The organism is Saccharothrix deserti (assembly GCF_009769385.1).
Taxonomy (GTDB): Bacteria; Actinomycetota; Actinomycetes; order Mycobacteriales; family Pseudonocardiaceae; genus Actinosynnema; species Actinosynnema deserti.
Genome location: NZ_VKAB01000015.1, coordinates 25,934 through 48,187, shown reverse-complemented (window position 1 = coordinate 48,187; position 22,254 = coordinate 25,934). Strand labels below are relative to the sequence as shown.

The 22,254-nt window shown below is 69.9% G+C and carries 22 protein-coding genes; 6 read left to right on the top strand and 16 right to left on the bottom strand.

All coding sequences use genetic code 11. The annotated features are described in order from the left end of the window. Window positions 1-70: 70 nt before the first annotated feature. The 5 genes from FM051_RS23830 to FM051_RS52010 form a co-directional block, all read right to left on the bottom strand. Window positions 71-1,390, bottom strand: a complete 1,320-nt coding sequence (locus FM051_RS23830) for a DUF3987 domain-containing protein (protein WP_158846980.1) — start codon at window positions 1,388-1,390, stop codon at window positions 71-73. Window positions 1,391-1,672: 282 nt separating this feature from the next. Continuing rightward, the gene (locus tag FM051_RS23825; RefSeq protein ID WP_158846979.1) at window positions 1,673-2,095 is read right to left on the bottom strand and encodes a hypothetical protein; all 423 of its coding nucleotides are present in this window, start codon (window positions 2,093-2,095) and stop codon (window positions 1,673-1,675) included. Between the two features lie 304 nt (window positions 2,096-2,399). Next, on the bottom strand, window positions 2,400-2,666 hold the full coding sequence (locus FM051_RS23820) for a hypothetical protein (RefSeq protein WP_158846978.1): 267 nt from the start codon (window positions 2,664-2,666) through the stop codon (window positions 2,400-2,402). Continuing rightward, window positions 2,663-3,112, bottom strand: a complete 450-nt coding sequence (locus FM051_RS23815) for a hypothetical protein (RefSeq protein ID WP_158846976.1) — start codon at window positions 3,110-3,112, stop codon at window positions 2,663-2,665. Before FM051_RS23815 ends, FM051_RS23820 begins: the two co-directional genes overlap by 4 nt. Further along, the gene (locus FM051_RS52010; protein WP_238412611.1) at window positions 3,109-3,564 is read right to left on the bottom strand and encodes a helix-turn-helix domain-containing protein; all 456 of its coding nucleotides are present in this window, start codon (window positions 3,562-3,564) and stop codon (window positions 3,109-3,111) included. Before FM051_RS52010 ends, FM051_RS23815 begins: the two co-directional genes overlap by 4 nt. Before the next feature lie 205 nt (window positions 3,565-3,769). Between FM051_RS52010 and FM051_RS23800 the strand changes: the two genes are divergently transcribed. Further along, a complete protein-coding gene (locus FM051_RS23800; protein ID WP_158846974.1) occupies window positions 3,770-4,618 on the top strand; it encodes a winged helix-turn-helix domain-containing protein in 849 nt (282 codons plus the stop codon). After that, window positions 4,585-5,298, top strand: a complete 714-nt coding sequence (locus FM051_RS23795; RefSeq protein WP_202918992.1) for an HAD family hydrolase — start codon at window positions 4,585-4,587, stop codon at window positions 5,296-5,298. Before FM051_RS23800 ends, FM051_RS23795 begins: the two co-directional genes overlap by 34 nt. A gap of 929 nt (window positions 5,299-6,227) precedes the next feature. Here FM051_RS23795 and FM051_RS23790 read toward each other — a convergent pair. Then, window positions 6,228-6,980: a protein phosphatase 2C domain-containing protein gene (locus tag FM051_RS23790; protein ID WP_158846972.1), complete on the bottom strand. Its 753-nt coding sequence runs from the start codon at window positions 6,978-6,980 to the stop codon at window positions 6,228-6,230. A gap of 65 nt (window positions 6,981-7,045) precedes the next feature. Between FM051_RS23790 and FM051_RS23785 the strand changes: the two genes are divergently transcribed. Both FM051_RS23785 and FM051_RS23780 read left to right on the top strand, forming a co-directional pair. Beyond that, a complete protein-coding gene (locus tag FM051_RS23785) occupies window positions 7,046-7,258 on the top strand; it encodes a helix-turn-helix domain-containing protein (protein ID WP_077010893.1) in 213 nt (70 codons plus the stop codon). Further along, a complete protein-coding gene (locus FM051_RS23780) occupies window positions 7,255-7,788 on the top strand; it encodes a Clp protease N-terminal domain-containing protein (protein ID WP_158846970.1) in 534 nt (177 codons plus the stop codon). The genes FM051_RS23785 and FM051_RS23780 overlap by 4 nt, the downstream gene beginning before the upstream one ends. Here FM051_RS23780 and yczE read toward each other — a convergent pair. Beyond that, the gene (gene yczE / locus FM051_RS23775) at window positions 7,757-8,386 is read right to left on the bottom strand and encodes a membrane protein YczE (RefSeq protein ID WP_158846968.1); all 630 of its coding nucleotides are present in this window, start codon (window positions 8,384-8,386) and stop codon (window positions 7,757-7,759) included. The two genes, FM051_RS23780 and yczE, sit on opposite strands and share 32 nt — an antisense overlap. 61 nt (window positions 8,387-8,447) lie before the next feature. Here yczE and yczR point away from each other — a divergent pair, with 61 nt between their 5' ends. Further along, window positions 8,448-9,908 carry a MocR-like transcription factor YczR gene (gene yczR, locus FM051_RS23770; protein WP_158846966.1) on the top strand — a complete coding sequence of 487 codons (1,461 nt, stop codon included), beginning with the start codon at window positions 8,448-8,450 and terminating at the stop codon, window positions 9,906-9,908. Between the two features lie 430 nt (window positions 9,909-10,338). On the opposite strand, the gene FM051_RS23765 is transcribed toward yczR, so the two are convergent. The 8 genes from FM051_RS23765 to FM051_RS23730 form a co-directional block, all read right to left on the bottom strand. Continuing rightward, window positions 10,339-11,295, bottom strand: a complete 957-nt coding sequence (locus FM051_RS23765; protein WP_158846964.1) for a hypothetical protein — start codon at window positions 11,293-11,295, stop codon at window positions 10,339-10,341. 315 nt (window positions 11,296-11,610) lie between these two features. Next, the gene (locus tag FM051_RS23760) at window positions 11,611-13,206 is read right to left on the bottom strand and encodes a CHAT domain-containing protein (protein WP_158846962.1); all 1,596 of its coding nucleotides are present in this window, start codon (window positions 13,204-13,206) and stop codon (window positions 11,611-11,613) included. Further along, the gene (locus tag FM051_RS23755) at window positions 13,203-13,631 is read right to left on the bottom strand and encodes a hypothetical protein (RefSeq protein ID WP_158846960.1); all 429 of its coding nucleotides are present in this window, start codon (window positions 13,629-13,631) and stop codon (window positions 13,203-13,205) included. Before FM051_RS23755 ends, FM051_RS23760 begins: the two co-directional genes overlap by 4 nt. Beyond that, window positions 13,628-14,173 (bottom strand): RNA polymerase sigma factor, encoded by a 546-nt coding sequence (locus tag FM051_RS23750; RefSeq protein ID WP_158846958.1) that lies wholly within the window; start codon window positions 14,171-14,173, stop codon window positions 13,628-13,630. Before FM051_RS23750 ends, FM051_RS23755 begins: the two co-directional genes overlap by 4 nt. Before the next feature lie 108 nt (window positions 14,174-14,281). Next, the gene (locus FM051_RS23745) at window positions 14,282-16,453 is read right to left on the bottom strand and encodes an ABC transporter permease (protein ID WP_158846956.1); all 2,172 of its coding nucleotides are present in this window, start codon (window positions 16,451-16,453) and stop codon (window positions 14,282-14,284) included. 129 nt (window positions 16,454-16,582) lie between these two features. Next, on the bottom strand, window positions 16,583-18,880 hold the full coding sequence (locus FM051_RS23740; protein ID WP_158846954.1) for an ABC transporter permease: 2,298 nt from the start codon (window positions 18,878-18,880) through the stop codon (window positions 16,583-16,585). Then, window positions 18,877-19,608, bottom strand: a complete 732-nt coding sequence (locus FM051_RS23735; protein ID WP_238412610.1) for an ABC transporter ATP-binding protein — start codon at window positions 19,606-19,608, stop codon at window positions 18,877-18,879. Before FM051_RS23735 ends, FM051_RS23740 begins: the two co-directional genes overlap by 4 nt. Then, the gene (locus FM051_RS23730) at window positions 19,605-20,129 is read right to left on the bottom strand and encodes a PadR family transcriptional regulator (RefSeq protein ID WP_158846952.1); all 525 of its coding nucleotides are present in this window, start codon (window positions 20,127-20,129) and stop codon (window positions 19,605-19,607) included. The genes FM051_RS23735 and FM051_RS23730 overlap by 4 nt, the downstream gene beginning before the upstream one ends. Window positions 20,130-20,282: 153 nt before the next feature. On the opposite strand from FM051_RS23730, the gene FM051_RS23725 reads away from it, so the two are divergent. Then, entirely contained in the window at window positions 20,283-20,819 is a 537-nt protein-coding gene (locus tag FM051_RS23725; protein WP_158846951.1) for a CGNR zinc finger domain-containing protein, read from the top strand. Window positions 20,820-20,971: 152 nt separating this feature from the next. Here the strand turns inward: FM051_RS23725 and FM051_RS23720 are convergent, their stop codons facing one another. Beyond that, a complete protein-coding gene (locus tag FM051_RS23720) occupies window positions 20,972-22,228 on the bottom strand; it encodes a DUF445 domain-containing protein (RefSeq protein WP_420803620.1) in 1,257 nt (418 codons plus the stop codon). Window positions 22,229-22,254: the final 26 nt, after the last annotated feature.

Genomic DNA, 22,254 nt, shown 5'->3' with positions numbered 1-22,254 from the left:
TCAGGAACTTAGGTCGCGGCGTTCGTGCTGGTCAGCGCCTAGGTTCCTAACTTCCCCAAGTTCCGCCGGGTCAGGGCGGGGTGGTCGTGTAGACCTCGGTGCCTCGTCCGGGCCGTCCGTCCGCACGGGCGCGTTTGGTGACGCTGACGCGTCCGGACTCGATCAGCTCGTCGAGCGCTTCGCGGTAGCGGTCGGTGGTGGCGTCGTCCTTGTGGAACTTCTTGGTGATCTCGGTTTTGGTGCGCCCGTCCGGTCCGGCCGCCGCGATGAACGCCCGGAGCCTGTCGGCTTCGGCATCGGTGCCGAGAACGGCGCGGGCGGACGCGATCGAGTAGCGGACCAGCGCGGCGGCTGCCTCCAAGTGCCTGGGAGTGATCAGGTCGGTGCGGTCGAGCGCGGCGTAGATGGCCGCGATCCGGACGCAGTTCGCGGCGGCACGGGAGATGAACTCCTCCACCGGGCCGTCACCTCCCAGGTGGCCGTTGAATTCGAGCTGCAACCGGCGGCGGTAGAGCTGGGCGTCGTCGGTGAACGTCAGCGCGTGCAGCTGTGCGGCGTGGTCGAGCCGTGTGGCCAGGGACGCGGCCAGGTGGCCCATGAGTTCGACGTCGTGGCGTGGCGGTGACTCCTTGGACTGGGCCACCGCGATGGGCAGGAACCGGTTGTAGGTGCCCCCGGCGAGATCGGCGGCGGACACCTTGCCCCGGAACTCCTTCGGCGTGATGTGGGCGATGATCCCGAGGTGCGAGCGTGCCGCCATGCGCGCGTCCACGTTCAGCGTGGACAGGTTGCCGCCCTCCCACGCCTGCCGCAGCAGTGCGCCCAACGTGTTGCCCTCACGCTTCATCCGGGCCATCACCGCTGCCCACTCCTGCTCTTCGGCCAGAAGTCGACAGTCACCCTCGGGCAACAGACGGGACTTGCCCGCGGGGCTTCCGTCACGGGCGCCGCTGTCGACCGCGAACACGGCGGCCAGCCCTTCACCGGAGGACAGACCGGTGTGCTTGTTGTTGGCCATGAAGTGCGGGTCCGCCGCACCGAACAAGGTGAACGCGGCGTTGGTGGCGGTGCCCTTGCGGCCGATGCCGGTTGCGCCGATCAGGATCGGCCACACCAACAGCGGATGCCGTTCCCCGAAGCTGGGTTCGAGGTGTGGCCCGGGTCCGAGGTGGACACCGGCCGCGCTGACCAGGGTGGCCAGCACGCCGATCGGGTCCCCCTCGGTGTAGGGGTCGATCCGCTGGGCCAACCACCCGAGATAGCAGTCGAACACCGCCGGATCGACGGCGGGCAGCCACGCCCGTGCACGGGCGACCTGGGCGGCTCCCTGCCGGTCCAGCTCTGCCCATTCCCGGCTGTAGCCGGAGGGGGCATCGGCACGGGCGGTCAAGGTCGCTCCCCCTGCGACTACAGCCGTGTTGCTGTAGTCGCTAGGGGGCAGAGGGTGGCCGGTCACGTCCCCTGCCCCCCCTCCGGCTACAGCCGTCCCCGGCACGGCATCGGCTGCGACCGGCGTGAGTGCGGTAGGGCTGGTGGCCGTGTCGCCGAGGGTCGGCCCGTAGGGCTCCTTTCGGTCCTGGTCCTGGTCGGTGGTGACCGCGCGCAAGCGGCGGACGGGTCCGGCCGGGTGCGTGGTGGTGTTGGCGTGCGTCACGGGCGGTCTCCCCGGCTGCTAGTGGGCGGTGGAGCTGTCGACGGCGCGGGCGAACACGGCCAGCACCGCCGGGGCGAACTCCTCGGCCTGGGCGTAGTAGTCCGCGATCACGTGGCCGTTGGCGCGGGCGGACGCGACCAGCGCGACGACTTCCGGCACCCGCACCGCCGGGTCCTCGCAGCTGCGCAACACGTACTCGGCCAGGTGGTCCGGGCCGACCGCGTCCATGACGGCGCGGTCCATGGCGGAGAGGTAGAGCAGGGTGGTCACGGTCTCCAGGTCGATCGGGACCGGCTTGTGTCCGGTGCCAGGGCTGACGTGCACCACGGCGTCCGGGCGCGGCGTGTTGAGAAAGTCGTCGGGGTGCGTGCCCGGCGTGATGGTGACGGCCGGGCGGGAACGGTCGCGGCGGGTGGCGCGGGTGCGGTTGGTGCGCTTCACGTGGGCTCTCCAGAGCTGGGAGTCGGGAACGGGCGGAACACCCTGGGAACAGGGGGAACGCCGTGGGAAGTGCGGAAACGGGTCTGGTCGTGTGCCTGGGTCCGCGTGCCGGGTGACCAGCGCGGAACGCCTGGGAACGGCGTGGCTGGTCACCCGGCGGTGCGGGTGCTGGGTTGGGATGGGACCCAGTCCGGCGGGTGGTTCAAAGCCACACCTGACCCGCTTCCGGCGTGGTGCCGGTGGTGCGGGACTTGGCCGGAGGTGTGGTGGCGGGACTGGCCACCGGACCGGGAGACTTGGGCGGCTACTGGGCCGCGAGGATGGCCCGCGCGGTGACGCGGCAGTCGATCAGGCGTGCCGGGTCCGTGAACTCGGCGTGGACCCGGTCGACCAGGTCCGGCGTCAGGTCGTCGATGCCGACCACGGCCCACACCTCGACCACTTCGAGGCACGTGCGGTACAGGTCGCCCGGTTCGTAGTCCGGGGACAGGTACAGGGCGGCGGTGACCTCACGGTCGGTGGCGGTGGCAAGCACTTCCGCGCAGCTGCGCGACGTCGTCAGGGTGCTCACGCGGCCACCGCCGTCCCGGCGGTGCCGGTCACGTCCCCGGTCAGGTCCACGAACACCGCGCCCGCCTGGTCGGCCAGCTCCACGAACGCAGGCCACAGCACGCGGGTCAGCCGGTAGGCCAGGTCCGTGCACAGCGTCATCCGGGCAACGCTCCACGGACGGCGGGTGCCGGTCAGGTTGGCCCGCCGCGCCACCGCGTCACGCCGCTCGATCTCCAACGGCCCGAACTCGACCAGGGCCGTCACCACCGCCCGCGCGACCTCCGCCGTGGTCATCCCTCGGTGCAGCTCCACGCCGGACATGTGCAACGCCATGGCCTCCGCGTGGAACTCGACCACCCGACCGGCCAGGAACGCCGGAGAGCTGTACTCGGTGTGGCACATGCCGTCAGTGCCGAGGTACTTGCGGGCACGCACCGCCGGGGCGTCGGTCACCAGGGCGTTCATCGGGACACCCCCGTCAGGTCGGCGCGAACCTGGCCGACCGGGTGGGTACGGCACGCGAACACCTGCGAACCCGTGGACGAACGCCCCACCGGGTAGTGCGCCACCTGCGTGGCCATGAAGTCCAGCCCGCACACCACACACGCCCGACCGTCCGCCTGCGGCTCGCTCAACGGCCCGTGCTCCCACGACCACAACGGGGTCACGTCCCCGCCGCGACCAGCGCCGTCCAGCGCGGCCGGGTCGGCGGTGCCGGTCACGAACTCGCTGTAGGCGGCCTGGGCGCACGCCTCCCTGTAGACCTCCACCGACGACGCCGGAATCCGGATCGAGCCGCCCACCTTGAGCGCGTCCAGCTCACCGGACTTGATGGCCCGGTAGATCGTGGCCGGGTGCACGTCGAACATCTCCGCCACTGCCTTAACCCGGAACATCCGGGTACCCTCGTGCTGCATCGCAAGCTCCTGAGGCTCGATGTGATCTACCGCCCCGGCTGGTGCGCCAACACCGCCGGGGCTTTCTGCTGCCTGCCGCGATCCGTGCAACCGGTGCGACATGAACGAAGCTAGAGCACCCTCGTAACTCTGTCAACAGAGTGCCGGAGACTGCCAACCCTGCCAGCGGGCTAGCACCGTTGGTGGAGCTGAGTACCCTTGCCGCATGGAGCCACTGGACCCCGATGACCCCCGACCTCCGTTCCAGCAGGTGACCAACGCCCTCCGCGCGAGCATCCTCACCCGCAAGTTCCAGCCAGGTGACCAACTGCCTGGTCTGCCGGACCTGTCCGAGTTCTACGGCGTGTCGATCGGCACGGTCCAAAAAGCGATCGCAATTCTCCGGCAAGAGGGACTGGTGGTCACTCGGCAAGGTGCGGGTACTTTCGTGCGTCAACGGACCGAGCGCGCCGTAGGCTTGCGGCCCCATGTCGAGAGAGCTTTCACGGAACAACACGTGTCAATCGACTTCGCCGGATTCTCCGGTGAGACCCTTTACGGAGTAATTCAGGAGCCATTGGATAAGATCCGCATCGGCCGACTGACTCCGGAGCAAATCGACATTCGTGTCCTACTGCCGGACATGGATTCACCCTTGGGGTTGCCGCGCAGGGTGGATTCCGGGCCGAGTGACAGTGTTGACGTAAGGCAGCGCATGGAGCGAATTACCAGGAGGTCTACACAAGCAATCGCCGATTCGGTTACCGAGTTGGTGGAACTCGGTCTAGTCAAAAAGGCATCGGTCAAGTTCAGGCTTCATGATTGTGCGCCGTTGTTCAAGCTGTTCATCCTCAATGAGGGTGAAGCGTTTTTCGGGTTCTATCCGGTTGTCGAGCATTCGGTCACCATTGACGACTCGCCAGTTGCGATTTACGACCCGATGGGGAAAGACGCGGTCCTGTTCCATCACGAGGCGACCGAGGATGAATCGGACCTGGGAACACAGTACGTCGATCAATCGCGTAGGTGGTTCGACAGCATGTGGAACACGATCGCAAAGGACTTCAAGCCATAATGGCGCAAACTTTGGATAGGGTGCTGAAAAGTGCGCAAGTCGTCCTGTTCGACTTCGACGGGCCGTTGTGCGGAGTGTTCGCAGGTTTGCCAGCACCCGAAGTGGCACGCTCGTTGATAACGGACCTGCGTTCGCAAGGCTTTGAGCTGTCTGCCTCCGAGACTCAGGAGACCGATCCTCTAGAGGTTCTTCGGTTCTCGGGTCGATTTGGTGAGCGTGTAGTTCGCTCTGTTGAGGATGCGCTATGTGCGGCAGAACTTGCGGCGGTTAAAGTTGCCGCGCCAACCTCCGGCGGTGCCGAGTCGGTAAGGGCATGTATCGAGGCAGGGAAACGTGTTGGTGTGGTCAGCAACAATTCGGCCGACGCTGTTAATGCTTACCTTGTGTACCATGAAATGTCGGACGAAATCTACCCGGTAGTCGGTCGAGCTTACGCCGAACCGCACCGCATGAAGCCGAATGCTTACCCTCTTGTGCGCGCGTTGGAGCTGCTAGGCATTAACAGTGGCGACGCTGTATTGATCGGTGATTCTATAACGGACGTAGAAGTTGCTAAAGCTGTTGGGATGACATGCATTGCTTACGCCAACAGGCCGGAGAAGTGGCAGACGCTCGCAGGCGCTGACGTGCTGGTGGACGATATGGGCGCGGTAGCCAGCGCGCTACGGCCACAGAGTTAGGCCGGGCCGCCGGGGTTAGGTTCCTAACTCGCCGGTCGGCGGGTGTCTGACCAGGCCAAAGTTAGCCGGTTAGTCGAGTTAGCTCGCCGTGGTGGACGGCTTACGCGGTCCTGTGCGGGTTGCTCGGAGCGGTGCCGGTGGACTAACTCGGTGGTTGCCGCGTGACGCTTCCCCGTCGACGGGCTTTCGTCTCCCGGTGCTGCACTAAGCGGCCTGTAGAGCGGTCACGTCCCCTTCTGTGCACCGTCGGATGGTCCCCGACACGGCGGCTCTGAACGGGCGCTGAGACGGCCGTAGAGCGCCGATCAGCCACGGCGGGTAGTGGTCTGGTGGACGCGGTCGGGGAGGGAAGCGGTAGCGGGGGGCGAACAGCGCCCGTGAGGGCGGTTCCGGGGGTCCTCCTGCAAGCTCCGATGATCTTCCCTGTCCGGCATCGTCCGAGGTGACGCCAGGGAAGTAGGCCAGGGAAGCGGGCAGGGAAACCTCCCTGCCTCCCCGATGCCTCCCTGGCCCCTTCCCTGCCTGCATCCCCATCGGTGGTCTAGGCACTAGGGGCCAGGTCAGCCGCCCTTTGAGGCACTAGACAGGCCTCTAGATCTAGAGGGTGCGCCTCTAGGCCTAGAGGCGCTAGCGGCCTGCTCAGCGACTGTCGAGCACCCTAGGTGCCGCACCTAGAGCTAGGGGCCGGTGACCCTAGCCGGGCGCAGACTCTAGGCGCGGCGGAAGGGTCTCAGAGCGGGTCTCAGTACGGCGCGGTTCAACCCGTTTCACCATGTTGCAGCCTTGGCCCTGACCAGGGCAAACGTACGTCCACGCACCCTGCTGAACGACCGTCCCGAGAACTGAAAAGCGGTAGGTCGGCGGTTCGACCCCGCCCCTGGCCACCACGTCCGTTCGAGAAAGCCCTTCGCTTACGCGAGGGGCTTTTCTCATTTGTCCGACGTGAATCCGATGATCGCCAGCGCTTGGTCGTCGTGCACTTTTGTCCGCAGCCACTTCGTGCGATCAGGATCACTCGCTTCCGCCGCGCGGATCTCGTCCAACACCGCTTCCGGGCCTTTCTCCGACGTGATCTGCAACACGGTTTGCCAGTCCGTGAACAAGCCGTAGTCGTCCACGCCGCAGGACACGCCGTCCGTCGCCATCAGCACGGCGCGCACCCGGTCACGCGGCCAACTCGCCCGGACGGCCCGGTGCGCGGCGGCGGGGTCGGCTTCGGCCACCCACCAGCCGTCCTCGCGGTTGCGCCAGTCCGTGATCCGGTCGACCTTGCCGCGCATGTCGCGGAGCCGGGTGTCGGCGACGACCTCCGCGCCGGTGTCGGTGAACACCACCACCGGGCTGTCCGCTAGCACCAGCACGTCGACGTCGGTGTCGGTCCAGCGCGTGATCGAGACCGTGCTCGACGGCGAGTTCCCCGGTGTCAGGCCGTGTTCGGCCGCCAGGCGTTCGATGGTTCGGGCGAGGTCTTCGGCGAGGTCGCCGTCCAGTTCTCCCAGTTTCTGCAGCTCTTCGGCCAGGTGTCGGGAGTGCCAGCCGCCGTCCCGTTCACGTGGGGTCGGCGAGGTCGCGCCGTCCAGCAGCACCACGGCGTTCCGCAGTCGGACGATGCGGTCCTCGGTGGGGCGCGGCAGGCCGTCCCGGCCGACTCCGGCCCGTTCGGCGGTGGTGATCTCGGGCATCGGTGTCGAGCCTAGTGTGTCAACCTGGGTTGACAAGCGCCCGTTTGTCAACCAAAGTTGACGGCATGACGGAAGCAACCGAGCTCGCCTCGGCGGCGGGCGACCAGGACCCCAGGGTCGGGCTGCGAGCGGTGAGCGCGCTGCGCCGCCTACTGGAAACGCTGGAAGCCGTGCAGGTGCGCAACGCCCGCGCCCGCGGCTGGTCATGGCAGGAGATCGCGGCCGAACTCGGGGTCACCCGGCAGGCCGTCCACAAGAAGCACGGGGGAGATCGATGATCGGGGAACGGTTCACCAGGGCCGCCCGCCAGACCGTCCACGACGCGGTGGTGCAGGCCGAACGGCTCGACGCGCCCGAGATCGGGCCCGAGCACCTGGCGTTGGCGCTGCTCGACGCGCCGGTGCTGGCGAGCTTCGGTCTGGAACGGGACGAGGTGGCCGACGCGTTCGCCGCCGCCCGGCGCAAGGGCGGGCTCAGCGACGCGGACACCGCGGCGTTGCGCGGGCTGGGGATCGACGTCGACCAGATCGTGGCGTCGGTCGAACGGTCGCACGGGGAGGGTGCGTTGGCCGGTGCGCCTCGGCGTCGGCGGCGGTTCTTCGGCAACCACCTGCCGTTCACGGCGGAGGCGAAGAAGACGTTGGTGCGCAGCCTGGTCGAAGCGCGCGACCTCGGCCACGGCTCGCTCGGCCAGGAGCACCTGTTGTTGGCGCTGCTGGCCGAGCGGGGGCTGGTGGCCGAGGTGTTGGAAGCGCGTGGGGTGAGTTACACGGAGGTCAGGAAGCGGGTCGCTCGCTCACCCAGGTGACCAGGGGGAGGAAGGCCTGGGTCAGCGGGCCGATGGTGACGGCGTAGAGGACGGTGCCCACGCCGATCGTGCCGCCGAGCAGCCAGCCGCCAGCCAGCACGGTGAGTTCGACCACGGTCCGGACCAGGCGCAACGAGGTCCCGGTCCGCGCGCAGAAACCGGTCGTGAGGCCGTCGCGCGGGCCGGGACCGAGGCGGGCGCCGATGTAGACGGCGGCGGCCAGGCCGTTCAGCACGATGCCGGCGGTGAGGAACAGGATGCGCGGCAGGAGTTCGGTGGGGTTGGGGAGGACGGCCAGGCTGACGTCCACCGCGACGGCGATGACGATGACGTTGCTGACCGTGCCGACGCCGGGCTTCTGTCTGAGCGGGATCCAGCAGAGCAGGACGAGTGCGCCGACGACGGCGGTGATCGTGCCGAAGGACAGGCCGGTGATCTTGGTCAGGCCCTCGTGCAGCACGTCCCACGGGTCGAGGCCGAGGGTGGCGCGGATCTGGAGCGCCATGCTCGCGCCGTAGAGCCAGAGCCCGGCGAGGAGTTGGGGGACGCGGCGGAGGGGCGAGACGGTGACCGGGACTTGGGTGAGTGCGGCGAGCATGTGGCCATCCTTCGCCCAGATTGGCCTTGTATTCCAGAGCCAATTGGCAATAATTGGCCTTATGAACTCCGACGTCCCGCCCGGTGGACGCATATCCGGCTTTCGCCTGGCCCGATTGCTCGGCGAGTGGCGTCGTCGTGGCGCACGTCACGGCTCGGCGGACCTGGCCGCGGCGATCCGGATGCTGGTTCTGGACGGGCGCCTGCCGGCCGGCACCCGTCTGCCCGCGGAACGCGAGATGGCCGAGGTGCTGCCGGTGAGCCGGACCATGATCACCGCGGCTCTCGACCAGCTCCGCGCGGAGGGGCTGGTGGCCAGCCGTCGTGGTGCCGGTTCGTGGATCAGCCTGCCCACCGGAACGCTCGGGATCGTTCCGGACAGCCCTTTGGTTGGCAGCAGCATGGTCGACTTCGCCCGTGCCGCACCTCCGGCGTTGCCTGGTGTGCTGGCGGCGTTCGACCAGGTGCGCCGTTACCTGCCGGACCACTTGGCCGACCACGGCTACTACGAGCACGGCCTGCCTGACCTGCGGCAACGTATCGCGGACCGGTATGCGGCGCGTGGTCTGCCGACGTCACCCGACCAGATCGTGGTGACCAGCGGCGCCCAACACGCGCTGGCGTTGACCCTGCGCCTGCTGACCGGTCCGGGCGACCGGGTGCTGGTGGAGCAGCCGAGCTACCCCAACGCCCTGGACGCGATCAAGGCCGTCTCCGCGATCCCGGTCCCGGTGGCGATGACCGACACCGGCTGGGACCTGCCCGGGATCGCCGCCGCCCTGCGCCAAGCCGCACCGCGCATGGCGTACGTGGTCGTCGACTTCCACAACCCGACCGCGCACCGCCTGGATGCCGAAGGTCGAGCCGAACTGGCCGACATCGCCCGCCGCGCCCGCACGCCGTTGGTCGTGGACGAGACGGTCTTCGAATTGGACTTGGACGGCGATCCTCTGGACGGCCCACCCCCGATGGCGGCGTTCGCGGAAGACCTGGTGGTGACCCTGGGTTCGGCCAGCAAATCCCACTGGGGTGGCCTGAGAATCGGCTGGATCCGCGCGTCCGCCGAGGTGGTCCACCGCCTGATTTCGACCCGGACGGCCCTGGACCTGGGGTCCGCCGTGGTCGAGCAACTCGTGCTGGCCGAACTCCTGGCCGACCCCGAACCGGCGCTGCGCGAACGGCGCGCCCAACTGGCGTCCCAACGCGACGTGCTGATGGAAGGCCTGCGCGAACACTGCCCAACCTGGCGTTTCCGCAGGCCGGAGGGCGGATTGAGCGTGTGGTGCGAGCTGGACGCGCCGCTGAGCACCCGCATCGCGGTCGCAGCCCAGAACCACGGCATCCGCCTGGCCCCTGGTTCGCGCTTCGGCGCCCACGGCGGCTTCGAACGCTGGCTCCGCCTACCGTTCGTCCAGCCGCCCGACGTGCTCCGAGACGCCGTCCGCCGCCTCGGCCTGGTCGCCGCGTCGGTAGCCGGCCCCGGGGTGGCCGCCGAGACCGACGTCACCGTGCCGGTCGCCTGACCGAGTCCGGGTCCCGAGTCCGAGTCCCGAGTCCGGGGGCGGGTTTGGGTCCAGGGCCCGATCTCGCCCTCGCCTTGCCTGTCTGGCGCCTGACCAGGGTTTGGTGATGATCACCTGATCGTGTACCTCGCCCCCGTCGGGCTCCGGCGCAGCCCCTCGATGAGCCGGAACCCGACGGCGGTTCGTGGACCTGCGGCGGGGACGCTCCAGGGATAGGCGTCCCCTGCCGCAGGTTCCTGTGCGGTCCCAACGCTCGCGGGGGCAGCGCGGCGATGGGACCTCGCCCGTTCCTGCCAGGGCGCGGTTGGCAGGACGGGAAGTCTGGGGTCGTGCGCGAACGCATCAGTACGAGAACTAGCGATGGTGCGAGAAATGACTGGTCAGACGAGGTGTAGCCGCGTGTGCTCAGGGCACACGGGTCCTGTCTTGCTCAGTCGGGTGACGTGCTGGGCAGCCCTGGAACGCTGCCTGGAGATCGCCCGTCGTCCCGCCGTTCGACCGGCCTCGCGGTCAACGGCTTCGAGTCCGACTGGCTGGTGAACGACGCGATGACGCCGCCCCGGTGACCGCCGCCGTTGTCCGCGCTGCTCGACGACGATGCCGTCGGCGCGCTGGGCGCGGGGGCCTGCTTCGGAGCGGGTGCGGGAGCGTTCGGCTCCGGCACTTCCCAGATCACCTCGGCGGTCGGCGTGATCTGCGAGTCCGGTGACGCCGGTGCGACGGGGGCGAACGGCAGCACGCCCGCGAGGGGCGATGCGTCCACGCCCACATCCACGGCCGTCGGTTCCGGGGTTGGTGCCTGCACTTCCAACAAAGCGGCACGGGCGGTGGCCTTCGCGGCCACCTTCGCCTCGTACAGCGGGGCGGGCATGGTGTTCGACACCGAGCCCGAGTGGCTGTAACCCGAGTAGCTGTAACCGGAGTAGCTGTACTCGTCGGCGTCGTCCGCGTTCCGGTCATCGTCCGCGTACCGCTCGTCCGGGTAGGAGTAGTCGCCGTCCTCCGCCGGGCACCCGCCCTGATCGGGCACGTACACGAGGTCGATCGGTCGGTGGGCGACTGCCAAGGGGCGCTCGGAGGGGCCGAAGTGCACTCCGAGCGGGTGGTGTTCGAACGCCGGCGGCTCGAACGTCTCGTGCCGGAAGTCGGTGAACGGCGCCGCGTCCTTCGGCAGCACGTCGGCGAGCAGCGGACCGGCGGTTGCCGCCTGCCGCTCGCCGAGCGCCACGTTCACTTGGTCAAGCGTCTTCGTGATCTCGTTCGAGTGGTCCTCGCCGGCCGATGCGACCCCGGCGCACACGAACCACGCCGCCGTGGCCAACCCGCTGAGGGCGAGTGCCCGGAGCAGCAGCGATCCGCTGCGGCGGAGCGCGTCGGAGACTGCCACTGTGGATCACCACCGTTCCAGGTACGGCGAACGGGACGGACCGTTCGAGGTCGACGTTCTGCTATGTCTAGCACTGGTTACCGCATTTTCGAACGTTCTCCGCCGGAACCCACTCGGAAGGGCGGTGCGGTGCGGCTGTCCGTGTTGTCACACCGGCCGGTGAACACCGTCCGTCGTGTCCACCACATCGGGCGATGGCGGTCACTGTCCTTTGTAGATGCCGATGTCGGGTCCGCTGTGGACGCCCGAGTACCGGCTTCGGTACCGAAGGTTCTGTTACCCCGTATGGGCGTCCCTCGGACGGGTGGCACGCGATCACCCTGAGCCCACGCAGACGAAGCCGAGATCGCCGTGCCGTGCCTGTGCGTCCGCAAGCGCTTGCGCCGGATGTGCCAGGTTCGCGTGGAGGTCGACCATCAGGTCCACCACCCGATCGTCCGGCACCGCCCGCACGCTCTCCACGACCACCCGCGCGCCCCGCCGCAACAACACCTGCGCCAACCCCGACTCGCACGCCGACAGCACCACGACCGACGGCGCACGCGCCAACCCGTTGAGGTCGTGACCGTGCAGCGGCCCGTCGTCCAGTTGCAGGTACGAAAACAATTCGTCTTGCCGGACGCCGTGAGCGGCGATGTGCGCGACGTCCGCGTGGGCCATCTCGCGCAACGTCTCGTCCACCGTGGAGCGGAACCGCCCGCCGTGCGTCCGGCGCAACGCCTCGACCTCCCGGTGCGCGTGCAGGAGGGACGGCCCGGCGACCCAAAGACGGTTCTCCAAGGTCAACGGACGCGTGTTCGCCCGGTGCCAACAACTCGCCGACGGCGCCACCGAAAGCGCCCGCGCACGGGCGGAAGGCAGTGCGGCCCACGGCATCCGCGCCAGCTCCGGGCTCGGCACGACGACCAGCGGCCGATCGCCCGCCGGCCGCAGCAGGCGGTCGAGGTCGGCGATCGCGTGCGGAGCGTCGGCGAGCGACAGCGAACGCACGTGCCGGGCCGTGGTCCGGGCCTCACCGCAGTCGTGCAGCCTGACCCGCCCGGCAGCGACGGACACCGCCACCAACCTGCCGCGATGGCTGATGAAGATCAGCAGAGCCCTGTCCTCCAACGCGTCCACGACATCCGTGAGCGGGACGATCGGCCGTCCGAGAACGCGCGGCGAGCGTGCCAGCCTGTGGATCTCACGTTCCAGCCGCATGATCCGGTCCCGATCACCCTGGACACGGGCGAGGCGCAGTTCGGCGCGCACCTCGGCGACCTCGGGCAGGGGTTCCGGCGGCTGGGCCGGCCGACGTTCGCTCCAGCGCAGCGCCGATCGGGCGTCTCCGCAGGCCAGGGCGTGGTCGAGGGCGATGTCCACCAGGTCTCCGTGTGTGTCGGGTTCGGGCAGGGCCAGTCCTGCCCGGCACGCGGCCACCGCGCCGCGTCGGGTCTGTGCCAGGCGGGCGCGGGCCAGCCAGCCGATGGCCTTCGACCGGGACGTGCCCCGGTGCCTGCGCGCGGCTGCCTGTTCGGGCGCGTGGAGCAGCCGGAGTTCGGCCGCGTCGTTGTGGTGTCCATACCGGTCGCACGCGTCCGCGACCTCGATCGGTGAGCCGGAAGAGCCGGAAGAGCCGGAGGAACCGGAAGCGCCCGCGCGCAGAGCCACGGCCTGGGCGGCCGGTACCCAAGACAGGCGGTTCTCGCCGCGGAACAGGTCTTCCGCCTCGGCGGCCAGCGCACGGGCGGCGGCGAAGTTGTTGTCCCGCAACGCGCACCGCGCGGCGAGCAGCAGCGCTTCGGGCAGCCGTGAGTCGACCGCCGGCCGCAGCAGCGCGGTCGCCTCACGCACCAGACCGGTGTTGAGCAGGGCTTCCGCGCGGCCGACCAGGGCCAGGGAACGGTCGGGCGTGATGCGGTGGGCCGTCATGCGACGAACCACGGCGTGGCGTGATCGCGGCCCGCACCCCGCAGCACGAACCTGACCGGCCCGAACGGCAGCCGCTCGACGTGGAACCAGCCCGCCGGGTCGATCGCCGCCGTCACCTGACCTCCCGGCCACCGCGCCACGGCGAGCGTGCCCGTCCCGGCACGGACCAGCCCCGTCGCGTGCAGGCCACCCGTCACGTGGTCGAGCCGCAGGTCGAGGTCGGTGAAGGTCAACGTCCGCGTGCCGCCCCGCCCGCGCATACCGGGCGGGGCGCCCCGCACCGAGTCGGAGAGCAGCCGCATCGCCGCCGCGTCGGTGCGTTCGCGCAACGCGCGTTGTGCCTTCGCGGCAAGGGTTTCCGGTGTCGGGTCGAGGTCGTCCACGAGGTGGGCGAGGCTGTCGAGCAGTTCGCGGTCGGTGGTCATCGGGCCACCTCGACGCCGATTCGGCGGCGCAGCACGGCCAGGCACCGGCCGCGGGTGGCGCCCAGGCTGTTGACCGGGACGCCGACCGCCTCCGCGACCTGCGTGAACGACAACTCCGGCGCGAACGCCGCCAGCCGCAGGATCTCCCGGCAACGGTCGGTCAGCGTCACGTACGCGCGCCACAGCCCCGGCCCGGCGTCACCCGCCAGCGCCACCTCCTCGGGCGACGGCCCGTCGTCGGGCTGTTCCCACAGGTCGACCGGCTCTTCCCGGCCGCGCAGGCGCAGCACGGTCAGCGTCTCGCGCCGGCTGGTCGTGACCAGCCACGCGCCCAGCCGGTCGGGACGGCGGATGCGGTGCAGGTTCTCGGCCAGCGCCAGCCAGGTGGCCTGGCAGACGTCGGCCGCGTCGTCCGGGCTCAGCCGGTGCGACCTCGGTACCGCCCAGACCAGGCGCACGTACCGGCGGACGATCTCGTCCCACGCGGCCTCGTCGCCCGCCTGTGCGCGGGTGAGCAGTTCAGTGTTGGTCCGATCTTGCATGCTCCTTGAGAGCAACCCGGCTGACCTGGGGATACCGGTGCCGCCCGATGGTGTGGCAGGGGGAACCGGTGATCGTTTTCGTGCGTCGCTACCCGGTTCGCCGCGTCGTCACTCGGTTCGCAGACCGGTCGGGCGGATCGCCGAGCGCAGCGCCGGCAGCGTGCACAGGGACACCACGAGGACGACGACCGCCGCGGCGGCGACCGTGGTGGCGATCTCGGTCCAGTCGACGCGGAACCGTTCGACCGGCGCCACCAACCACGCCGTGCCGAGGCCGATCGGGATGGCCAGCCCGATGCCGAGCGCCGCGGGTATCGCCGACTGCCACAGCGCGGACACCGCGAGGACCTTCGGCGGCACGCCGTTCGCGACCAGCACCGCCGTGGCGCGGCGGCGTTCGTGGACCTGGTCGACGGCCGCCGCCGCGAGACCGATCACGGCCAGCAGGGTGAGCAGCACCGATCCGCCGATGACACCGCTGCGCAGGGACGTGAACAGCTCGACCTGCCCGGCTTCGACCGGTCGGCGCAGCGTGACGCCGCGGTCGGCCCGGCCGGTGGCGGCCAGCAGGCGATCACCGAAGGACTCGTCCGGGTCACCCCGCACGACCAGTTCGGACGGCGGGATGGTCGCCAGCACCGGATCGGCTCCGCCCGCGACGAGCAGCCCTCGCGGACCCTCGGCCACCGTCTTGTACTGCGGCACGACCCACTCCCGGCCGTTGACGGTGACCTTCGTGCCGGGTGCGGGACCGGGGCCGACCAGGTAGGCGGAGCCGGTCACGCAGTCCTCGACCTCCAGGCGTTCGGCGATCTCGGCGCAGTCGGTACTCGTGACGGTGGTGTCCTCCAGGCGGTGCCGGCGCACCTCGCTGACCTCCCGCACGCCGCCGACCAGCGCGATCGCCTCTTCCAGCGACCGGACCGGGGTGTGCAGGGGCAGGTTGAGCACCCAGCGGTCGGGGGTGTCGGACGGTGGGGCGGCGGTGAACTGGGCCGCCACGCCGAGCAGGACCTGGAGCGTCAACGAGCCGGTGAGCACCACGACGACGCCGGACAGCACGCGTGGGGTGCCCGAGTCGAACCGGAGGGTGCGTAATGCGAGCAGCGGCGCGATGCCGTCCGGTTCGAGGCGGTGGGCGACCTTGCCGACCAGCCACGGCAGCACCGCACCCGTGCCGGCGAGGACCAGCGCGATGCCCAGACCGAGGCTGACGGCCAGGCGCGCGTCGGTCATCAACTGCCAGTAGTTGCCGGTCGCGGAGATCACCACGATCAGCAGGGCACCCGCGCCGATCAGCCCGAACCGCCACCACGCCCGGTACCGCGGCAGTTCGACGGCGCGGGACAGGCCGAGCGGGCCGACCTCCTCCGTGCGCAGCGCGAGCAGGGCCGACACGACCGCCACCACCGGCACGCCGAGGGCGATCATGGCGCCGAGCAGCGGGTCGGGCAGCAGGTCGGTCGGGAAGAAGCCGACCCCCTCGACCTCGATGAACCGGGCGAGCGGCCGTGCGGCGAAGAACAGCGCCACGCCGACGAGCAACCCGAGCACGGCCCCCGTCAACGTCTCACCGCTCGCGATCCAGCGGATCTGGTTGCGGGACGCGCCGACCAGGCGGATCGCGGCCAGGCGCTGTTCGCGGCCGGTCGCGCCGAGGCGGGTGGCGACCAGGATGAAGATGCCGAGCGGGACGAGCAGGGCGCTGATCGCGGCGACCATCAGCAGCCGGTAGACGGGCAGCAGGGTCGACGGGGGCAGGTCGCTGCCGAAGCCGGTGGCCGAGTAGGCGTTGTCGAAGTGGGCTTCGGACAGGCCGGCGTAGAAGATCAGGGACTTCGGCCTCGGCAGGCCGGCGTCGGCGATCACCCCGATGACGCTTTCCGGGAAGCGGGCGCGGACCGAGTCGTCGGTGCGCATCAGGTCGAGGAGTTCGGGGGAGACGACCAGTTCACCCGGACCGGGGATGCGGCCGACACCGGGCGGTGCGGGGGCGTCGGGCGTGGTGGCGGCCAGTTCCACACCGGTGATGAGGTGGCCTCGCCAGGAGACGCTGACGTTGCGGGCTTTGAGGGTGGAGTCCGCCTCGGTGGAGGTGAGGGACGCGGCCTGGACGCGTTGGGACTTCGCCTCGCGGGCCGGCCCGATGGAGGCGGCCAGGAGCAGGACGGTGACACCGAGGCCGACGCCGGCGGCGGTGAGCGCCAACCTGGCCCAGGACGTCCGACTGCCCCCGACAGCCAGTCGAACGCCCAGGACCAGGTCGGCGGCCCACCTCATCGGAGCGCGTCCTGAGTGCTCCGGCCGCCTCTTCGGGGGGTGCGGTGGGGGTGCTGCATAGGGATCACATCTCTTGAGACGCCAAGGGGGGCCTCGACGTGGCCTGCCGACGTGGACAAGATGTGCGGGTTACTCGGAACGCAGGCCCAGCGCGCCCGTCGCCCGCCGCAGTGACGGCAGCGACAGGACGGTCACCACGACGACCATGAACGCCGCCGCGCCGCTGAGCACCGCGATGCCCGGCCAGTCGAGGACGATCGGCTGGGACATGATCCGCAACAGCAGGACCGCCAGAGCACCGCCCACACCCACGGCCACGACCAGCGCCAACAGGAGCGGCACCGCGTTCTGCCAGAGGAGCGACCTGCCCAGGGCGCCTCGCGGGACACCGCTCGCCGCCAGGACCGCGAGTGGCCGCCTGCGTTCGCGGACCTGTTCCAGGGCCAGCACCAGCAGACTCGCGCCCGCCAGCAGCAGCGTGATCAGGGACCCCGCCAACAGGCCTTGCCGGATGCTCTGGAACTGCTCCACCCGCTGGGAGACGTCGGCCTCGCCGAAGTAGGACACGTAGGAGCGCCACGTTATCGGGGCCACGGCGTTGCGGACGTGCTCCGCGACGTCCCGCTCGTCCTGGTCGATCAGCACCAGCAGGTTGGAGCTCTCGGGTTCGACCGGCATGGCACGCGCCACGGACGGCGTGAGCAACAGGCCGCTCTGGAAGTTGATCGACTCACTCGGTGGCTTGACCACGGTGAACTCCGGTACCGTCCATTGTGGACCTTCCCGCTGGTCCCCGGTGGAATCCTCGAACATCGTGACCCGCTGGCCGGCCTTGAGCAGCGACCGGTGGCCCCGGGAGAAGGCGGTTTCGACGTAGAACGAGTCGCCGTCCTGGCAGCTCGGCAGAACCGCCTGCGTCCTCAGGGCTTCGCAGTTGCCGACGAACGCCGAGTGGTAGTCGTCCTCGCCGGCCTTGAACCCCAGGTTTCGCAGCGTGTGGACTTCTGCCACGCCCGCGGTCCGCGCCACCAGGCCCGCTGTCTGCTCGACCAACTCGGGCGTCGACTCACGCAGGTTGATCGTGATCCGGCCCCGGTCGACCTCCGGTCCCGGACTGTCCATGACCTCGCTCTGGGCGCTGGCCATCACGGACTGCAGCGCGATGCCTCCGGCCAGGACCACCGCCACACCGCCGACCACGCGAGCCGCCGTGCCGCTCTCCAACTGGAGCCTGCGGATCGCCAGCTGCCACGACGGCGCGCCACCGCGCACACGGCCCACCGCGCGTTCCACCACCCACGGCAGCAGCACCGGGATCGCCAGCAGCAGCATCACGATCCCGCCGATCACGATCGGCGCGGACCCCCGGCTCTGCGACCCGCCGAACGCGCCGGCCTGGGTGATCAGCACCCCCACGCCGACGACGAGCGGCACCAACCGCCACCACAGCACCCGGCGCACCGGCTTCGCCCGGCGCACCACGCCCAGCGGCTCGATCACCGTGCGCCGCATCGCGATCACCGACGTGACCACCGCCATCACCGGCACCAGCACGGCGATCATGACCGCGAACGGCAACGACGGGGTCAAGTCGCTCACGAACGCGCTGAGCCCCAGCACCTGGATGTCGTCCACGAACTGCCGTCCGATGAAGAACAGTACCGTGCCCACCGCCAGCCCGACGAACGCGCCGAGCAGCGCTTCACCCGCCGCGATCCGGCGCACCCGCTGCGATCCGGCGCCGACCAGCCGCAACGCCGCCAGCCTGCGGTCCCGCTCGGCCCCGGCCAGCCGCGTGCTGATCCCCACGAACACCAGCACCGGGAACAGCAGCGCGACCACGCCGACCATGACCAGCAGGGACAGCACCGGGTCGAGGGCGCGCTCGGTCAACTGCCCGCCGAACCGGGAGATCGCGGTGCCGTCGTCCTCCGGGACGGTCGCGTCACCCGCGTAGAACAGGAGGTCGTGCGGCGTGTTCAGGCCGACATCGTCGATGGTGCCGATCAGCTGTTGCGGGAACCGCTCCCGCAGCAGCTCCCCCTCCGGCGACTCCAACAGCTTCGCGAGCGCCGGCGACACGAACACCTCGCCGTCGCCGGGGACCTTCGACATGCCCGGCGGCACCGGCGCGTCCGGGCCGCTGCCCTTCACGAACCGCCCGGTGATCGACTCGCCGCGGTACTCGGTGAACCAGAACGTCGAGTACAGGACGTCCCCCGACGTCTGCTCGCCGGTGACCGGCGCGTTCGCGGCCTGCCGTTCGTCGCGCTCGGATAACACCGTGGTGACCGAGGCCGACGCCAGCAGCACGGCCACGCCGATGCCGATGCCCGCGCCGGTCAACGCGAGCCGCACCCACGACGTGCGACCGCCGCCGAGAGCCAGCCGGACGCCCAGCGCGAGGTCGGTGAACCACTGCTTCACGTGACCGGCTCCATCTCACGCGATCGCCCGTCGCGCACGACGACCTCGCGGTCGGAGTACGCCGCCACGCGCGGTTCGTGCGTCACCAGCACCACCGCCGCGTTGGTCTCCTTCGCCGCGGTGACCAGCAACTGCATCACCCGCTCGCCGTTGAGCGAGTCGAGCGCGCCCGTCGGCTCGTCGGCGAACACCACCCGCGGGCCCGTCACCAGGGCGCGTGCCACCGCGACCCGCTGGCCCTGGCCGCCGGACGTCTCGCCCGGACGCTTGTCGGCGACGTCGGACACCTCCAGCCGCTCCAGCCACTCGCGGGCGCGCGACTCGGCTTCCTTGCGCTTCACCGAACCAAGCCGCAGCGGCAGGGCGACGTTCTCCAGGCAGCTCAGCTCCGGCACCAGCTGGCCGAACTGGAACACGAACCCGAACTCGGTGCGCCGCAACTCGCTGCGCTGGCCGTCGCCCATCGCGCTCAGCTCCACGTCGCGGTAGCGCACGGTGCCCTTGTCCGGCGTCAGGATCCCGGCCATGCAGTGCAGCAGGGTCGACTTGCCCGAGCCGGACGGGCCCATCACGGCCACGACCTCGCCGGCGCGCACGCTCAGGCCGGCGCCGTCCAGCGCGGGCGTCGGCCCGAACGCCTTGTGCAGGTCGACGGCTTCCAGCAGCACCTTCACCGGTCCTGGGCCGTCCACCGGTCCTGGGCCACGCGTGAATCCTCCGTCGTTCATCGGGTCACCGCCGTCTTCAGCTGGCCGAGGCGTGCGGCGGTGAGCTCCAGCCAGCGCAGGTCGGCCTCGAGGTGGAACAGGGCGTGGTCGCAGATCAGCTGGTCGGCCAGGTCGCCGGACGCCTTGCGCTTGGTCAGCTCGCGCATCGCGGCCAGGTGGGCGGCGCGCTGGACGTCGAGCACGTCGTCCGCGCTGCGTCCGGACAGCAGGGCCAGCACGACCTTCGCGTAGAGCGTGTTCTGCAGGTAGGGCTCCGGCTTCTCCGGCGTGCCCAGCCAGTGCTCCACATCCGTCACGCCCGCGCCCGTGATCGCGTACCGCTTGCGTTCCGGACCGTCGCCCGCTTCGACGCCCGCCTCCTCGACGAGGCCGTTGCGGAGCAGGCGCGACAGGGTGGTGTAGACCTGCCCGTAGTGCAGCGGCCGGTCTTGGCCGAAGCGCTCGTCGTAGGCCCTCTTCAGGTCGTATCCGTGCCGTGGGCCTTTTTCCAGCAGGCCGAGCAGGGTGTGTCCGATCGACATGGGAGCGAACTATACACACGAGGTATACACACGGTTCATACTCCGATCGGCCGAACGTGGAGAGGTGTGCCGACGGGCAGCTGGACTAACCGGTCATCGTCGTTTGACGGTTACTTCGCCACATCGTTGCTCTTCGACGCCTACAGTGGAGGGGTGACTGGTCTGGCGGCCGGCTGGGACCACGCGGCTTTCACGCAGGGTCGAGCCGGCGATGCGGAACACGATGTGGAGCTGCTGCTCGCTTTCCTGAACACCCGAGATCTCGAACTCGGCACTGACGTCCTCGACAGCGCCGCCGCTTGGCGCGCGTGGGTCACCGAACGCGGCCTCGGCCGCGCGGGTGATCCGGAGGAGGTCCGCGCCGCCCGCGCGTCGCTGCGGGCCTCGCTGGGTGAACGGCACGACGGACCCGATCCGACCCCCGCCGCGGGGCTGGTGCGTGTCGATCTCAGCCACGGCGTGCCGACGATGTCCAGCACCGATGCCCTGGGCGCGGTGCTCGGCGCGGCGGCGCGGCTCGCGGTGCTCGGGTCGTGGGAGCGGTTCAAGATCTGCCAAGCGGACGACTGCCGGTGGGCGTTCTTCGACCGTTCGCGCAACCGCTCGCGCACCTGGTGCTCGATGCAGACGTGCGGCAACCGGGAGAAGGCGCGCAACTGGCGGGAACGCCGGGCCCTCAGCGTGACCTGAGCGTTCAACCCACCTGTTCCGAACGCAGGACACACGCAGCTTGAACGTAGGACACACGCGTGTGTCCTACGTTCAGCGCAGGTGTGTCCTACGTTCGGAAGGCGTGTGTCCTGCGTTCGGGATGCCTGAGTTGAGCGTTCGGGGGTGCGGGGTCAGACGACCAGTTGGCTGAAGGTGTAGATCACCAGGCCGGCGAGCGCGCCCACGACGGTGCCGTTGATGCGGATGAACTGCAGGTCGCGGCCGACCTGCAGTTCGATCTTGCGCGAGGTCTCCTCGGCGTCCCAGCGCTCGACCGTGTCGGTGATCAGCGTGGTGATCTCGTGGCGGTAGTTGGTCACCACGTACCCCGCCGCGCCTTCGAGCCACCCGTCGACCTTCGCGCGCATCACCTCGTCCTCGATCAACCGCCGGCCGAACGACATCAGCCCCTCGCGCACGCGCTTGCGCAGCTCGGACGACGGGTCCTCGGCCGCGTCGAGCAGCATCTTCTTCGCCGTGCCCCAAGCCGACCCGATGAGCCGCTGCACGTCCGGGTGCGACACGAGCTGCTGCTTGACCTGCTCGGCCCGCTGCATGGTCGCCGGGTCGGTCCGCAGGTCGGTCGCGAACTCGATCAGGAACTGGTCCACCGCCAACCGCATCGGGTGGTTGGCGTCGGTCTTCACCGCCCACGCGAAGTCCAGCAGCTCGCTGTAGACCTTGTCGCCTAGCAGCGAGTCCACGAACTTCGGCGACCACGACGGCGCCCGGTCCGACACCACGTTCATGACCTTGTCGTAGTTGTCCCGCACCCAGTCGTACGCCCGGTCGCACACCAGGTCCACGAGCTTGTGGTGCGCGCCGTCGGTGAGCACCTGACCGAGCAGCTTGCCCAGCGGCGGACCCCACTGCTGGTCGACGAGCCGCCGCACCACCGCCTGCTCGACCACGGCCTGCACGTCGTCGTCCCGCAGCACGGTGACCGCGCCGCGGACCACGTTGGCCAGTTCGGACGTCACCCGTTCGGCGTGATCCTGGTTGGCGACCCACTCGCCGAGACGCCGTGCGATGCCGACCCGGCGCAGCTTGTCCCGCACCACCGCCTCGGACAGGAAGTTCGTCCCGACGAACGACCCCAGCGCGTCGCCGAAGCTGTCCTTGCGGGTCGGGATGATCGCCGTGTGCGGGATCGGCAGCCCCAGTGGCCTGCGGAAAAGCGCGGTCACGGCGAACCAGTCGGCGAGCGCGCCGACCATGCCCGCCTCGGCCGCGGCGCGGACGTACCCGATCCAGGCCGGGCCGCCGTCCTCGAAGAGCAGGGCGATGAGGAAGATCGCGGTGGCCGCCAGGAAGAAGCCGGTGGCCACCAGTTTCATCCGGCGCAGGCCCTGGCGCTTGAGCTGGTCAGCGGCGGTCAGTTGCTCCACGCCGCCATTGTCCGTGAAGATTCCGG